This window comes from Agrobacterium sp. LAD9 (assembly GCF_003031125.1).
GTDB classification, from domain to species: domain Bacteria; phylum Pseudomonadota; class Alphaproteobacteria; order Rhizobiales; family Rhizobiaceae; genus Agrobacterium; species Agrobacterium radiobacter.
The window spans coordinates 97,156-111,040 of record NZ_PHGS01000006.1; the positions used below are offsets into that span (position 1 = coordinate 97,156).

Annotated in this window: 16 protein-coding genes; 3 read left to right on the forward strand and 13 right to left on the reverse strand. The window is 60.3% G+C overall.

Translation table 11 applies throughout. The features are described 5' to 3' along the window. Positions 1-29: 29 nt before the first annotated feature. From rarD to alr, 13 genes are all read right to left on the reverse strand, one after another. Entirely contained in the window at positions 30-938 is a 909-nt protein-coding gene (gene rarD / locus DA915_RS05400; protein ID WP_003502010.1) for an EamA family transporter RarD, read from the reverse strand. Positions 939-1,154: 216 nt separating this feature from the next. Then, positions 1,155-2,111: a prolyl aminopeptidase gene (gene pip, locus DA915_RS05405; RefSeq protein WP_107675333.1), complete on the reverse strand. Its 957-nt coding sequence runs from the start codon at positions 2,109-2,111 to the stop codon at positions 1,155-1,157. Positions 2,112-2,114: 3 nt separating this feature from the next. Further along, on the reverse strand, positions 2,115-2,573 hold the full coding sequence (locus DA915_RS05410; RefSeq protein WP_107675334.1) for a GFA family protein: 459 nt from the start codon (positions 2,571-2,573) through the stop codon (positions 2,115-2,117). Next, positions 2,573-3,046, reverse strand: coding sequence for a GFA family protein (locus DA915_RS05415; RefSeq protein ID WP_107675335.1), 474 nt, complete (start codon positions 3,044-3,046; stop codon positions 2,573-2,575). The genes DA915_RS05410 and DA915_RS05415 overlap by 1 nt, the downstream gene beginning before the upstream one ends. Further along, entirely contained in the window at positions 3,043-3,351 is a 309-nt protein-coding gene (locus DA915_RS05420) for an endonuclease domain-containing protein (protein WP_236772919.1), read from the reverse strand. Before DA915_RS05420 ends, DA915_RS05415 begins: the two co-directional genes overlap by 4 nt. A 312-nt stretch (positions 3,352-3,663) precedes the next feature. Next, positions 3,664-5,049 (reverse strand): cysteine--tRNA ligase, encoded by a 1,386-nt coding sequence (gene cysS, locus DA915_RS05425; protein ID WP_107675337.1) that lies wholly within the window; start codon positions 5,047-5,049, stop codon positions 3,664-3,666. A gap of 217 nt (positions 5,050-5,266) precedes the next feature. Further along, on the reverse strand, positions 5,267-6,007 hold the full coding sequence (locus tag DA915_RS05430; protein WP_003502023.1) for an SDR family NAD(P)-dependent oxidoreductase: 741 nt from the start codon (positions 6,005-6,007) through the stop codon (positions 5,267-5,269). A 144-nt stretch (positions 6,008-6,151) separates the two neighbouring features. Next, entirely contained in the window at positions 6,152-7,660 is a 1,509-nt protein-coding gene (gene purF / locus DA915_RS05435; RefSeq protein WP_020810187.1) for an amidophosphoribosyltransferase, read from the reverse strand. A 138-nt stretch (positions 7,661-7,798) separates the two neighbouring features. After that, positions 7,799-8,386 carry a CvpA family protein gene (locus tag DA915_RS05440; protein WP_003502039.1) on the reverse strand — a complete coding sequence of 196 codons (588 nt, stop codon included), beginning with the start codon at positions 8,384-8,386 and terminating at the stop codon, positions 7,799-7,801. 89 nt (positions 8,387-8,475) lie between these two features. Further along, positions 8,476-9,882 carry a DNA repair protein RadA gene (radA, locus tag DA915_RS05445; RefSeq protein ID WP_003502040.1) on the reverse strand — a complete coding sequence of 469 codons (1,407 nt, stop codon included), beginning with the start codon at positions 9,880-9,882 and terminating at the stop codon, positions 8,476-8,478. Positions 9,883-10,026: 144 nt separating this feature from the next. Next, positions 10,027-10,200, reverse strand: a complete 174-nt coding sequence (locus tag DA915_RS05450; protein ID WP_020811173.1) for a type II toxin-antitoxin system RelE/ParE family toxin — start codon at positions 10,198-10,200, stop codon at positions 10,027-10,029. Further along, on the reverse strand, positions 10,197-10,451 hold the full coding sequence (locus DA915_RS05455) for a type II toxin-antitoxin system ParD family antitoxin (protein ID WP_107675338.1): 255 nt from the start codon (positions 10,449-10,451) through the stop codon (positions 10,197-10,199). The genes DA915_RS05450 and DA915_RS05455 overlap by 4 nt, the downstream gene beginning before the upstream one ends. A gap of 65 nt (positions 10,452-10,516) precedes the next feature. Next, entirely contained in the window at positions 10,517-11,692 is a 1,176-nt protein-coding gene (gene alr / locus DA915_RS05460) for an alanine racemase (protein ID WP_107675339.1), read from the reverse strand. A gap of 86 nt (positions 11,693-11,778) precedes the next feature. On the opposite strand from alr, the gene DA915_RS05465 reads away from it, so the two are divergent. From DA915_RS05465 to DA915_RS05475, 3 genes are all read left to right on the forward strand, one after another. Continuing rightward, positions 11,779-12,636: an AraC family transcriptional regulator gene (locus tag DA915_RS05465; RefSeq protein WP_192886415.1), complete on the forward strand. Its 858-nt coding sequence runs from the start codon at positions 11,779-11,781 to the stop codon at positions 12,634-12,636. Positions 12,637-12,794: 158 nt separating this feature from the next. Beyond that, a complete protein-coding gene (locus DA915_RS05470) occupies positions 12,795-13,499 on the forward strand; it encodes an AzlC family ABC transporter permease (RefSeq protein WP_107675340.1) in 705 nt (234 codons plus the stop codon). Beyond that, positions 13,496-13,798 carry an AzlD family protein gene (locus DA915_RS05475; RefSeq protein WP_020009504.1) on the forward strand — a complete coding sequence of 101 codons (303 nt, stop codon included), beginning with the start codon at positions 13,496-13,498 and terminating at the stop codon, positions 13,796-13,798. The genes DA915_RS05470 and DA915_RS05475 overlap by 4 nt, the downstream gene beginning before the upstream one ends. Positions 13,799-13,885: the final 87 nt, after the last annotated feature.

Consider the following 13,885-nt stretch of genomic DNA (forward strand, 5'->3'; position numbering starts at 1 on the left):
GAGCACAGGAATGAGGGAAGCAGCCCGGATTACCGCTTGAGCCGCAGCAGGCTCGAGCCTGTATAGATCGCCAGCGCCACCCAGATCATCGCAAAGGCCGCCATCCGCACCATGTCGAAGGGTTCCTTGAAGACGAAGATGGCGATGAGGAAGATCATCGTCGGCGCGATATATTGCATGATGCCGATGGTCGACAGCCGCAGCAGTTTTGCGCCATTGCCATAGAGGATGAGCGGCACGGCGGTGATGACGCCGCTGGCTGCCAGAAGCCAGGTGTCGGCCGCATTGCCACCCATGAAATGCGCCTGTCCGCTGAACCCCAGCCAGGCCATGACCAGCACGGCAGGGATGGACAGCAGCATGACTTCAAGCAGGAAGCCCTGCGTTGCGCCGATGGGCAGCGTCTTGCGGAAGAAGGCGTAAAAACCCCAGGACACGGTGAGCGCAATGGAAACCCACGGCAGGCTGCCCGCATGCCAGGTGAGGATCGCGACTGCGAGCGCCACCAGAACGATGGCGGCGATCTGCGCCGGATAGAGTTTTTCCTTCAGAAGCACTGCTCCGAGGAAGATGCTGAACAGCGGATTGATGAAATAACCCAAAGCCGCATCGAGCGCGCGACCCGCACCGATCGCCCAGATATAGACACCCCAGTTGATGCTGATCAGAGCGGCCGTAAGGCTCGCCATGGCAAGCATTTTCGGGTTTTTCAGCGCCGCCCTGATTTCCGTCGTCCGCCCGATCGCTATGAGTACGGCAGCGGCGATCGGCACCGACCAGACGACGCGGTGAACGATGACCTCGATCGGCGAAATATGCGCAACCGCCTTCATGTAGAAGGGAAGGAACCCCCACAGCAGATATGCGGAAAGCGCGAAAGCAAAACCGCGCGCGCTATCGCCGCCCTCTTGGGCCGGGAGCGTTTTATCGAGTGCCATGGGAGTACCGCCAATTATTAGGGATGGCCCTTCATACCGGATCGGCATGGTGCGAGCCAATTCATTTCCGTGAAGCGTCCATGAGAAAAACTGCATGAATAAAAGGCGGTTTGCCCTTGAAACGGGCTGCTGTCATAATCTGCCGGATGATAGCCGCTGGAAAGCCCGCGTGAATCATTCTCTCATCCGGCCGGTCCAAGGCTCTGAAAGGACTGGCTATTTCCCTGCAAAACGGTCGGTTGCGCGGATCAGCTGGTCAAGGATGCCGGGCTCGCTCATCGAGTGTCCGGCCGCCTCGATGATATGGAAATCCGCCTTCGGCCAGGCCTTGGCAAGCTGCCAGGCATATTTCAGCGGGCAGGGCATGTCGTAACGGCCATGCACGATGACACCCGGAATATCCCTGAGCTTGCCGGCATTGCGCAGCAATTGCTCTTCCTCCAGCCAGCAGCCGTTGACGAAGAAGTGGTTCTCGATGCGTGCGAAAGCGATGGCATATTTGTCCTCGCCGAAATCCTCGACACGTTCCGGATCGGTGACCAGCGAGATGGTCGCGCCTTCCCACTGGCTCCATGCCCTGGCGCATTCCAGCTTCTTGGTTTCGTCCGCGCCGGTGAGATAACGATTATAGGCCTGCATCATCGCGCCGCGTTCCGCTTCAGGGATTGGTGCGATGAAGTTTTCCCAGCGATCAGGGTACATTTCGGAAACACCGAACTGGTAATACCAGTCCAGCTCCGGCTTCGTGACGGTGTAGATGCCGCGCAGAACCAGTTCGCTGACGCGGTCGGCATGGGTTTCGGCGTAAGCGAGCGCCAGCGTCGAGCCCCAGGAACCGCCGAAAACCAGCCATTTTTCAAAGCCGCACAGTGCGCGCAGTTTTTCCATGTCGGCGACCAGATGCCAGGTGGTGTTGGCTTCCAGTTCCGCATGCGGCGTGGAACGGCCGCAGCCGCGCTGATCGAACAGGATGACGTCGTAAAGTGCCGGATCAAAAACCCGGCGATGCGTCGGGTTCACCCCGCCGCCCGGGCCGCCATGCAGGAAAACCGCCGGCTTTGCACCGCGTGTGCCCACCCTTTCCCAATAGATCGTGTGGCCGTCGCCGACATCAAGCATGCCGGTCTCGAAAGGTTCGATCTCGGGGTAAAAGCCGCGCAATTCTTCGGTCATGTCTTAGTTTCCTTCGGGTGGCCATTTGGCCGTGTCGTGATCCGGATGCTGATAGGAGGTGATTTCCGCCTCGTCGACGCCCTGTTCCACTACCGGCTTGCCGAAGAGCTGTTCGATCCACGGCATGCGCTTGTGGAAATTGACCTGCACCTGCGGTTCGATGCGCTCCGGCTCGTCAAAAGCGCCAATGGCGATCTCCGCGCCGCCGGGATAATGATAGGTCAGCGGCGTGCCGCACTTGTTGCAGAAACCGCGATGGATTTTTGCCGAGGAGCGGAAGAGGGCAGGCTGGCCGCGCGTCCAGGTCAGGTGCGCCTGATCGGCACTGACCAGCGCGCCGAAGAAATTGCCGAAATGTTTCTGGCACATGCGGCAATGGCAGATGGAAGCGCGGCCGAGCTTGCCCGCATGGAAACGCACGGCGCCGCACTGACAGCCGCCGGAAAATCCCGCTTCGCTCATTATTTGTTCTCCGGTGGCCAGTTTTCGGTGTCGTGGTCAGGGTGCTGATAGGAAACGAGATCGGCGAGATAGTCCACCTGCGTCAGGTCGTCCTCGGTGGCAACGGCAGGCAGTGTGTGAAGGCTGTCGACGAAATCGATCTTGCGTTCCACGCCCCACTGAATGGTCGGCGGCAGCGCGGCAGGATCATCGAAGGCCCCGGCCGCCACCGCCACGCCATCAGGCGCTTCATAGGTTAGCGGCGTACCGCATTCGGGGCAGAAACCGCGCTTGACGACACTGGAGGACTGGAAGCGTTTCGGCTCTCCGCGGGTCCATTCAAATTCCACGCCCCGCACCGAAACCAGCGGCGCGTAATAGGCACCAAAGGCCTTCTGGCACATGCGGCAATGGCATATGGAACTGTCTTTCAGCTCCCCGCTGGCGCGAAAACGGATCGCGCCGCACTGGCATCCGCCGGTATATGTCGTCATGGCCGGTCCTCCTTCACCGTTCGGATAATGTGGAGACAGACATTGTCGATGTCCTTCAGAATATCCTCGTTCCAGAAACGGAGGATTGTCCAGCCAAGTTCCTCAAACGTCCGCGTTCTCTGCTGATCATAGGCCACCGCAGCGTCTTCCGCATGTTGAAACCCATCTAACTCGACGATGATCTTATGCGACGGGCAAGCGAAATCAACGATATATCCGGAGACTGGCAGCTGGCGTCTGAAAGACAGGCCGTCAAGGCGGTGAGCGCGGACAGCGTTCCAGAACTTCAGTTCGGCGTCGGTCATAGTCTTTCGCATCTGCCGGGCATGCGACCGATGTTGAGGATTGACCTTGGCGTGGGGCACGGGAATGCTCGCAGCTTGATGGGGTGCCGCGAGATTGGAGTATGGTGTGGGCGAAAGCAAGGGCGTGCCGTGGCGCTTAACCCCCCTCTGCCCTGCCGGGCATCTCCCCCTCAAGGGTGGAGATCAGCTAGAAGCACTACCGTTGCTCCACTCTCAAGCTTTGAGATGGGCGAGACCTCGCAGCAGGTCGATCTCCCCCCTTGAGGGGGAGATGCCCGGCAGGGCAGAGGGGGGTAGCCTCGAACGCGGAGCCTACCGCTTCAACTCCCACGTCGTCGTCCGCTCCCCGGTCTCCTTGTCCTTGCCATCCTTCAACTGAATGCCCTTCTCGGAAAGCTCGTCACGCAAGCGATCGGCCTCTGCAAAGTTCTTCGCCTTCAGCATTTCCAGACGCAGCTCAACCAGCGCATCGACGGCGGAAACGATGGCCTCGTCCATTTCCGTCTTCTTCGGTAGGACACCGAGCAGGGCAGCACTCGCCGCAAAGGCGGGCAGCCTGGATGGATCGGTATTGGCGGCATGCGCCAGCGCATGCAGGGCCTGAACGGCGGCAACCGTGTTGAGATCGTCGGCGAGCGCCTCGAGCACGGTTTCGTCCGGGGCGGCATCGGAGGCTTCCGCCGCCGGCCACTTGGCGAGCAGGCGTTCAGCCTCTTCCAGACGCTTCACCGAAAAATCGATCGGCTCGCGATAATGCGTCATCAGCATGGCAAGGCGCAGAACCTCGCCCGGCCATTGCCGACCGCCGAATTTGTCCGTGTGCAGCAATTCGTAGATCGTCACGAAGTTACCCTCGGACTTCGACATCTTGCGGCCTTCCACCTGCACGAAGCCGTTATGCATCCACACATTGGCCATGACATGCGTGCCGTTGGCGCAGCGCGATTGCGCGATTTCGTTCTCATGATGCGGGAAGATGAGGTCGAGCCCGCCGCCGTGAATATCGAAAACTTCACCGAGATAGCGACCGGCCATGGCCGAGCATTCGATGTGCCAGCCCGGACGACCGCGACCCCAGGGGCTTTCCCAGCCCGGTTCATTATCCGAGGACAGTTTCCACAGCACGAAATCGCCGGGTGTCTTCTTGTGGGCTTCCACCGCCACGCGCGCGCCCGCCTGCTGTTCGTCCAGCGGCCGCTTGGAAAGCTGGCCGTAATCGGCCATCGACCTTGTATCGAACAGCACCTCGCCGCCAGCCGTATAGGCATGGCCACGCGCGATCAGCCTTTCGATGAGGTCGATCATTTCCGCGATATAGTCAGTGGCGCGCGGTTCGACGGTCGGCGGAAGGCAACCGAGCGTGGCCACATCCTCATGGAACTGGTCGGCGGTCTTTTTCGTCACCGCATGGATGGCGTCGTTCAGCGGCAGATGCGGATAATCCCGCAGCGCCCGCGCGTTGATCTTGTCATCGAGATCGGTGATGTTGCGGGCATAGGTCACATGGTCTTCGCCAAAGACGTGGCGCAGCAGCCGGTAGAGAACATCGAACACGATGACCGGGCGGGCATTGCCGATATGGGCAAAATCATAGACGGTAGGACCGCAGACATACATGCGCACATTGTCAGCGTCGATCGGCGCAAATTCCGCTTTTTCGCGTGTGAGTGTATTGTGAAATTTCAGGCGCAAGGACATGCGGCAGTTCCCTAGAGGCAGAATATTATCCTGGCCGGAACGTTTATCTTTCTTGACCTTGCGGGAGACGAAAACGATCTGGCCGGTGGCGAACCAGCAAAAAAAATCTCAGCAGCAGGTGCAGATCATCGTTCTCATATCTTGCTTTATGGCGCGGCGGTGCGGCCCGGTCAAGAGCAACCGTGGTGGCCGTATCGCCGCTCAGAGCGGAAAATATTCACTCCGGCTGGCGGTAGTCCACGAATTTTCCCTCGCGCACGAGGAAGAGTTTGCCTGTTTCGGTCAGATCGGGCGAGGCGAGCGGAAGAATGGCCGCAGCCACCTCTGATGGATGCGGTACGGTTGTCGGATCTTCGCCGGGCATGGCCTGAGCGCGCATGGCGGTGCGGGTGGCGCCGGGATTGATGCTGTTGACGCGAAGCGCGCTCTTCTGCGTCTCCGCTGCCCAGGTGCGGGCCAGCGCTTCGACTGCCGCCTTGGAGGTGGAATAGACACCCCAGAAGGGGCGACAGCTATGGGCGGCGCCCGAGGACAGGATAAGCGCGCGGCCGGCATCCGACTTCAGAAGCAGCGGCTCGACCGAGCGGATCAGCCGCCAGGTGGCGGTGACGTTGATGTTCATGACCCTTTCGAAGACTTTCGCTTCGATATGACCAACCGGCGAGATGACGCCGAGAACACCGGCATTGGCGACGAGAATATCAAGTTTGCCCCAGCGCTCGAAAATATTGGCGCCAAGCGCATCGATGGCTTTCATGTCGGAGAGATCGAAGGGAACGAGCGTCGCCGTGCCGCCGACGGCCTTGATGGCGTCGTCCAGCTCCTCAAGGCCGCCCACCGTGCGGGCGCAGGCGATGACATGCGCGCCAGCCTTGGCAAGTTCCAGCGCCGTGAAATAGCCGATGCCGCGCGAAGCGCCGGTAACGAGAGCGATGCGGCCCTTGAGATCGATAGTCATGGTCTCCCCCGAAATGATTGCGCTTCCTTCTACGAAGCGCCGCTGGCCTTTCGCAAGCGATCATATCGTCGCATGCGCTTGCCTGAACAAAAGGCAAGAAAAAAGCGGCCCCGGAAGCCGGTGGCCGCTTGTTGATCTGGAAAATCAGCCGTTGCTGGCCAGCATGGAAATCTTGCTGCCCATGGCCTCGCCGTTCTGGTCGAGAAGGCGGGTGGGATAGTCGCCGGTGAAATAATGGTCCGTGAACTGCGGACGCGCATGGTTGCGATTCTCGCCGCCAACGGCACGATAAAGCCCATCGATCGACAGGAAGGCGAGCGAATCGGCGCCAATGAACTTCGCCATCGCTTCGACATCGGCATATTGGTTGGCCAGCAGCTTGTCGGCGTCAGGCGTGTCTATACCGTAGAAATCCGGATGGAAGATCATCGGGCTGGCGACACGGATATGCACTTCCTTGGCGCCCGCTTCGCGGATCATCTGCACGATCTTGACCGAGGTCGTGCCGCGCACGATGGAATCGTCCACCAGCACCACGCGCTTGCCTTCGATCATCGCCCGGTTGGCGGAATGCTTGAGCTTGACGCCGAAAGCGCGGATCTGCTGCGTCGGCTCGATGAAGGTACGGCCGACATAATGGTTGCGGATGATGCCGTATTCGAAGGGAATACCGCTTTCCTGCGCAAAACCAAGAGCTGCCGGCGTGCCGCCATCGGGAACCGGAACCACGACATCGGCTTCCAGCGGCGCTTCCTTGGCAAGGTTCATGCCCATGTTCTTGCGTGTCGTATAGACGTTGCGACCGCCGACGACGGAATCGGGACGGGCGAAATAGACATATTCGAACAGGCAGAGCCGTTCCGGCTGCGGCTTCGAGGGCTTGCGGGCATCGATGGTGATCGAACCATCCGGCTGGATTTCGCAGATGATGACTTCGCCGTTTTCAACGTCGCGCACGAATTTCGCGCCGATGATATCGAGAGCACAGGTTTCCGAGCAGAAGATCGGCTTACCATCAAGCTCGCCCATGACCAGCGGGCGGATGCCGATCGGGTCGCGCGCGGCAATCAGCTTGGTGCGCGTCATGGCCAGCATCGAATAGCCGCCTTCCATCTGGCGGATGGCGTCGATGAAACGGTCGGCGGTGGAGCTGTGACGCGAACGGGCGATGAGGTGGAGAACGACTTCGGTATCGGAGGTCGACTGACAGATGGCGCCGGTGGCGATGATCTGGCGGCGAAGCGTCAGGCCATTGGTGAAATTGCCGTTATGGGCAATGGAAATGCCGCCTTCTTCCAGCTCGGCAAACAGCGGCTGCACGTTGCGCATCGCCACTTCGCCTGTCGTGGAATAACGGGTGTGGCCAATCGCGATGGAGCCGGGCAGGCGGGCAAGGGTTGCCGGATCGGTATAATGATCGCCGACGAGGCCCATATGGCGTTCCTGATGGAAGCGCTTGCCGTCGAAGGAGACGATGCCCGCCGCTTCCTGGCCGCGATGCTGAAGCGCATGCAGACCGAGAGCAGTCAGCGCCGAAGCGTCGGCATGGCCGAGAATGCCGAACACGCCGCATTCTTCATGCAGCGTGTCGCCGTCGATCTCTTCCTTGAAAGTGGCCCCATGGAATGTGGAATGCGAAAGCGGCTCAATCATCCGGCTTGCCCTTGCTCTCTAACGAGAAAAAAGAAAGACCTCTCCGGTGAGTATTTCCCCCGGTCGGTCCGTCTGTGTCGTGCTTGATATTTAGCACAAATAGCGCGCCTTGCATGCATTGCAAGGCGCGACACTGTGTCAATTATTCGTTGCCGGCGGATTTGTGGCCGGCACATCTTCCGCAGGCGCCTGCGTGGTCGTCGGTTCCTGTGGCTTTCCGAGGATGCGGGCGCGGATCTGCGGCTCGATATCGTCAGGCAGAACCGCCTCCAGCTTGCCGACCAGCCCGTCGAGGAAAGGCTTGGACTTCGCCTGCGTCACCCATTCCGGCTGCGTCTTCACATCCACCAGCCAGTTCCAGAAGGCGACCGCGACGACCAAAAGCAGAATGCCGCGCGCCGCGCCGAACAGGAAACCGAGCGTGCGATCCAGCGCGCCGATGCGGCTGTCGATGATGAAATCGGCAATGCGCGAGGTGATGAAGGAAATCACGATCAGCGAGACAAGGAAAACCACGCCAGCCGAGCCGGCAATGGCGATCTTGTCGTCATCGGTATAGTTGCGCGCATAGGGCAGCAGGACCGGATAAAGATAATAGGCGGCGGCGACCGAACCGGCCCAGCTCGCGATCGACAGAATCTCGCGAGAAAAACCGCGTACCATCGCAAGAATGGCGGAGAAAAGAACAACGGCGATGACGATGCCGTCGAAAATTGTAATGGGCATATACCAACTCCGGAGGTGCGACGCCTTGTCAGACGCTGCCTTGCCAATTTTGCGATCCTCTTACACCACTGTTTCCCTTGGCGAAAGGATCAATATTCGTCGTCCTCAACCTGTTTGAACCGGTTGCCGGAGCCGGCGATGCGGGCCACGAGGTCCGGAAGGCTTTCGATTTCCGTCCAGCGCCCCTTGCCGCCTTTCGGCAATTCAGCCGAAGCAGAAGGCAGAAGTGCGGCGGAAAAGCCGAGTTTTTCAGCTTCTTTCAATCGCTGGCCCGTATGCGAGACCGGCCGCACCGCGCCCGACAGGCTGATTTCGCCGAAATAGACGCAATCGGCGGGCAGGGCAAGACCGGCAAGCGAGGAAACGAGCGCAGAGGCAATCGCCATATCGGCGGCCGGTTCGGAAATGCGGTAACCGCCGGCGACGTTCAGGTAGACGTCGTGCTGGCCGAGCTTCACGCCGCAATGGGCCTCCAGCACGGCAAGGATCATGGCGAGCCGCGAACTGTCCCAGCCGACCACGGCGCGGCGCGGCGTGCCGAGCGAGGTGGCGGCGACCAGCGCCTGTACTTCGACCAGGATAGGGCGCGTGCCTTCCATGCCGGCGAAGACAGCGGCGCCCGGCGATTTTTCGTTGCGCTCACCGAGGAACAGTTCGGAAGGGTTGGAAACCTCGCGCAACCCCTTGTCCGACATTTCGAACACGCCGATCTCATCCGTCGGCCCGAAGCGGTTCTTGACGGTGCGCAGAATGCGGTAATGGTGGCCGCGGTCGCCTTCGAAATAAAGCACGGCATCAACCATATGTTCGACCACGCGCGGGCCGGCAATCTGGCCTTCCTTGGTGACGTGGCCGACAAGCACCATGGTCGCGCCCGTCTGCTTGGCAAACCGGATCATCGCCTGCACGCCGGTGCGCACCTGCGTCACCGTGCCGGGGGCGGAGTCGGCCGTGTCGCTCCAGAGCGTCTGGATGGAATCGATGATGATGAGATCGGGACGTTTGCCCTCGGAAACCGTCGCCAGAATATCCTCGACATTGGTTTCGGCGGCCAGCAGCACATCGGTCTCGGCCGCACCCAGACGCTGGGCGCGCAGGCGCACCTGCGCCACAGCTTCTTCGCCCGAAACATAGACGATGCGATGCCCGCGCCGCGAAAGGGCGGCCGCCGCCTGCATGAGCAGCGTCGATTTGCCGATGCCGGGATCGCCGCCTATCAACACCGCAGAGCCGCGCACGAAACCGCCACCGGTCGCGCGGTCGAGTTCGCTGATGCCGGTCGGGATGCGCGGCGCCTCCTCGATTTCACCGGAAAGCGAGGTGAGCGTGACGGGGCGGCCCTTCTTCGGCGTCTTGCCCGGTCCGGAACCGATGCCGCCCATCGGATCTTCCTCGACGATGGTATTCCACTCGCCGCAGCCTTCGCATTTTCCCGCCCAGCGGGTGTGAACCGTGCCGCAGTTCTGGCACACGAATTGGGTCTTGGCTTTGGCCATGTGATGTCAGTTTTCTTCTTCTACGTCTTCAGCGCCAATGTGTTGATGGCCATGGACGATGCGTAATATGCGCAGCTCGTTTTCTTTTACACGAAAATAGATGCAGCGATTTTTATGATTGACGGCGCGAAGGCCGCTACTGATTCAGTCACGGGAAACCCCTGTGAGACCTAGCCGCGCCGTGTCCCGGATTTTCCGTTCGATGGCCGATACGAACTGTTCGCCGGCGGCCGGATTTCTATCCTCCAGATATTTATAGATGTAGATAAGATCACGAATGGCGCGCGATGACAGCGAATAGGCGCGGGCCTTTGTCACTTTTCGTTTCTGGCGCGTTCGATGATGTAGGCGGTCAGATCATCGTCCGCCGTAAAGGTCACGTAATCACCCCGTTCGAACTCTGCGTCAGCTTCGTGAATCATCTTCCGGAGCTCCGCGAGTCTTCCCTCGTCACTGCTCAGCAATTGCAGGCTCGCATGAATGACTGCATCCGCATCGCTATAGATGCCTGCGGCCACCTGCTCCTCGATGAACTTCTCGTCCTGCTCGCTCAAATGGATTTCGGGCATTTCGATCTCCTTTTGTTCTCTTGTAGCACAGGTCGCTTCCGCTTTCCAAGCGCCAAGGTTGCGGCCTAGTCGTCGGCCATCAGATATTGCCGCTCATAACGCAGGCCAAGCCCCGTCAGCATCTCGTAACCGATGGTGCCGGCCGCCCGTGCGGTCTCATCAACAGGCACATTGGGGCCGAAAAGCTCGATATAGTCGCCGGCACGGATGGCATTGGCCGGAGCATCCGTCACGTCGAAAATCGTGAGGTCCATGGTCACCCGGCCGGCAACGGGGACCTTGTGCCCGTTGACCACACCATAGGCGCCGCCATGGCCCATTTCGCGCAGCGGAATGCCGGAGCCGGAAAGCGAACGCTGGTATCCATCCGCATAACCGACAGATGCGATGGCAAGGCGGCTTGCCCGTTTCAGCAGGAAGGTGCCGCCATAACTCACGGTCTGGCCTTCGCCCGCTTCACGGATCTGGATGATCCGCGCTTCGGCCGTGGCGACGGGACGCATCGGGTTTGCCATGTCATTGACCGCTTCGCCGCCATAAAGGGCGATGCCGGGGCGGGTGAGGTCGAAATGATAGTCGGGGCCGAGAAATATCCCGGCGGAAGCCGAGAGACTTGATTCGATGCCTTCGAAAGCAGCGCTAACCTTCCGGAATGATTCGAGCTGGACCCTGTTCATCGGCGAGGAGGGCGTGTCGGCGCAGGCGAGGTGCGACAGCACCAGAACCGGGTCGAAACTCGCCGGCCTCGTCACGTCGTCGGCCAGAAACAAGGCGTCGTCGAGCGGCAGCCCCAGACGGTTGAAGCCGGTATCCACATGCAGCGCGCAGGGGTGGTCACCACGCTCGGCAACCGTCGCCATCCAGAAGGAAAGCTGTTCCTCGGAGGCCAGAACCGGTACCAGGTCATTGTCGAAAACCTGGTGTTCCTGGCCTTGCCATATGCCTGATAGCACGAAGATACGCGCTTCCGGGGCATAGGAACGCAGGGTCGCACCCTCGGCCACAGTCGCCACGAAGAAATCACGCGCGCCAGCATGGTAAAGCGTCGCGCCGCAATCCTCGATGCCGAGACCATAGGCATCGGCCTTGACGACAGCCGCCGTCCGCGCCTTGCCGGAACGCTTTTTCATGTCCCGCCAATTATCGGCGAGAGCGCCGAGATCGACGGTCAGCCTCAGCGGTGCGTGCTCGAAAGCATCGGTTTCGTTTTCGGGGAAGCTATCTTCAAAGTCGTCTGTCATGCCATGCGTCCGGTTGATCTTGAACCGGTTGGGACCCTAGCACTTTTGTTCAAGACGGTAAGGACGGAATGCTCTAAACTTCGCTCATGCACAATGTTTCGCAGGAACAGGCCCTTGATTTCATGCCCGTTGCCACGACGGAAACCACGCGTTTCTGGCGTGACCGGCGTTTTGGCGGCATGGAGTGCCTGAGCGCGACTTTTCTCACCCACGAATATTCGCCGCACGCGCATGACACGTTTTCCATAGGCGCGATTGAAAGCGGCTCGCAGATTTCCACCATTCAGGGCACCACCGAACAGACGGGGCCGGGGCATCTTTATCTCATCAATCCGGATGAGATTCACGATGGCGCACCGGGCGGCGGCGGTTATCGCTACCGGATGATCTATCCCGATACGGAACTGCTGCGCGACATCATCGAGGATATGACAGGCAGAGTTTTCCACGGCACACCATCCTTCCCAAGATTTCTGCCGCGCGATCCGCAGATGGCGGCCGCCTTTCAGATGGCGCACCGGCGGCTGGAGGGGAAATCCGGCGCTCTTGAGGCGGATGAGGGCATGTTCTCGGTTCTGGCGGCTTTGTTCGGCAAGCACGGCAGCGCCATCATTCTGCCGGTCGAAACCCGTGAGAAAACGGCGGTTTACACCGCCCGCGATTATCTTTCTGACAATTACGAGACCGATATCGGCCTTGAGGAACTTGCCTCCATCGCGGGTCTCAGCCGCGCCCATCTCATCCGCGCTTTCAGGAAAGAGTTTCACATCACCCCGCATGCCTATCTGACGGATGTGCGCATCCGCAGGGCGCGCCGCCTTTTGCGCGCCGGTGAGATGCCGGCCGAGGTTGCGGCTTTGTGCGGTTTTGCCGATCAGGCGCATTTCACCCGGCATTTCAAGGCCCGCACCGGCGTCACGCCGGGGCAGTTCCGGGTCGCTTGAGTTTAAAGCATTTCCAGGAAAAGCGGAGCCCGGTTTTCCGTTCGGAAATGCGACAAAACAAAAAGCGGAGTTTCAGTAGAAAACCGCATAACGTCACTTTCGTTCAAGACCGCAGGATGTCGCAAGCGTAATCCCTCTCTTTCGAAAGGGAGAATGCGATGTCCATATCGGGAAGAAGCGGCGAGTTCGGCGCGGGATTGAGGGCGGCTGCCCCATTGCTGGTCGCCATGGTGCCGATCGGCGTGGTGTTCGGTGCGGTCGCCATCAGCAAGGGCCTGTCGCCGCTCGAAGCCTCGCTGATGTCGCTGCTGGTCTTTGCCGGCGGCTCGCAATTCGTTGCGATGGATTTATGGACCCATCCGGCAAGCTGGAGCGCACTTGGTTTTGCGGCACTGCTGGTCAATCTGCGCCATGTGCTGATGAGCGCTTCCATCGCCGGTAAGCTGGATGATTTCAGGGGCTGGCGGAAATACGCGGCCATGCTGGTGCTGACGGATGAATCCTGGGCGCTGTCGGAGTTCCGCGTCATTGCTGGTCGATTGACGGCGTCCTTTTTCACCGGGGCCGCCCTGTCGATCTATCTCGTCTGGAACCTCGCGACCCTTGCGGGGGCGCTGCTCGGTACGGTGGTTGGCGATATGTCGGTCATAGGTCTGGATTTCGCCTTTCCGGCCGTCTTCATCGTGCTGCTCATGGGCTTCTGGAAAGGCAGGGAAACCGGCTTCGTGCTTGTGGCAAGTGCCTCCGCGGCCTATCTCACCCATGCGCTTGTTCCCGGCGCCTGGTATATCGCCGCCGGCGCCCTGGCTGGACTTGCCGTTGCCGCCTTCGGCCACGAGGAACCGGCGGAGCAGCCGGCATGACGCTCGATCCGAATACGCTGCTGACAATCCTTGCCATGATGGCGGCAACCGTCGCCACGCGTCTTGGCGGCCTGCTGCTGGTCAGTCATTTTACCCTGACACCGCGTCTGAAAAAGGCGCTCGGCGTGGTCCCTCCCGCCGTCCTGATGGCCGTGGTCACCCCGACGGCGCTTGCGAGCGGTCTGGCGGAAACCATCGCCTGCGCGCTAACCGCCATCGCGGCGCTGCGCCTCAGCCTCCTGCCGGCCGCCGCGCTTGGTGTTGCTGCCGTGGCGCTGCTGCGCGGAATCGGATTGTGAGACAATGCCGTCAACCCGTTGAAAATATTCTTCCCTCGGGAACGGAACGTGCGGGATGGTGCGCAAACCTGTTCCACGCGGAATATT

What these genes read in the sequence shown, in the direction of transcription:
- radA (WP_003502040.1), bottom strand. Translation starts at nt 9,882, where the DNA reads ATGGCCAAAGCCAAGACCCAATTCGTGTGCCAGAACTGCGGCACGGTT.
- alr (WP_107675339.1), bottom strand. Translation starts at nt 11,692, where the DNA reads ATGACAGACGACTTTGAAGATAGCTTCCCCGAAAACGAAACCGATGCT.
- DA915_RS05420 (WP_236772919.1), bottom strand. Translation starts at nt 3,351, where the DNA reads ATGACCGACGCCGAACTGAAGTTCTGGAACGCTGTCCGCGCTCACCGC.
- DA915_RS05455 (WP_107675338.1), bottom strand. Translation starts at nt 10,451, where the DNA reads ATGCCCGAAATCCATTTGAGCGAGCAGGACGAGAAGTTCATCGAGGAG.
- pip (WP_107675333.1), bottom strand. Translation starts at nt 2,111, where the DNA reads ATGACCGAAGAATTGCGCGGCTTTTACCCCGAGATCGAACCTTTCGAG.
- DA915_RS05470 (WP_107675340.1), top strand. Translation starts at nt 12,795, where the DNA reads ATGTCCATATCGGGAAGAAGCGGCGAGTTCGGCGCGGGATTGAGGGCG.
- DA915_RS05415 (WP_107675335.1), bottom strand. Translation starts at nt 3,046, where the DNA reads ATGACGACATATACCGGCGGATGCCAGTGCGGCGCGATCCGTTTTCGC.
- cysS (WP_107675337.1), bottom strand. Translation starts at nt 5,049, where the DNA reads ATGTCCTTGCGCCTGAAATTTCACAATACACTCACACGCGAAAAAGCG.
- DA915_RS05440 (WP_003502039.1), bottom strand. Translation starts at nt 8,386, where the DNA reads ATGCCCATTACAATTTTCGACGGCATCGTCATCGCCGTTGTTCTTTTC.
- DA915_RS05430 (WP_003502023.1), bottom strand. Translation starts at nt 6,007, where the DNA reads ATGACTATCGATCTCAAGGGCCGCATCGCTCTCGTTACCGGCGCTTCG.
- rarD (WP_003502010.1), bottom strand. Translation starts at nt 938, where the DNA reads ATGGCACTCGATAAAACGCTCCCGGCCCAAGAGGGCGGCGATAGCGCG.
- DA915_RS05465 (WP_192886415.1), top strand. Translation starts at nt 11,779, where the DNA reads ATGCACAATGTTTCGCAGGAACAGGCCCTTGATTTCATGCCCGTTGCC.
- DA915_RS05410 (WP_107675334.1), bottom strand. Translation starts at nt 2,573, where the DNA reads ATGAGCGAAGCGGGATTTTCCGGCGGCTGTCAGTGCGGCGCCGTGCGT.
- purF (WP_020810187.1), bottom strand. Translation starts at nt 7,660, where the DNA reads ATGATTGAGCCGCTTTCGCATTCCACATTCCATGGGGCCACTTTCAAG.
- DA915_RS05475 (WP_020009504.1), top strand. Translation starts at nt 13,496, where the DNA reads ATGACGCTCGATCCGAATACGCTGCTGACAATCCTTGCCATGATGGCG.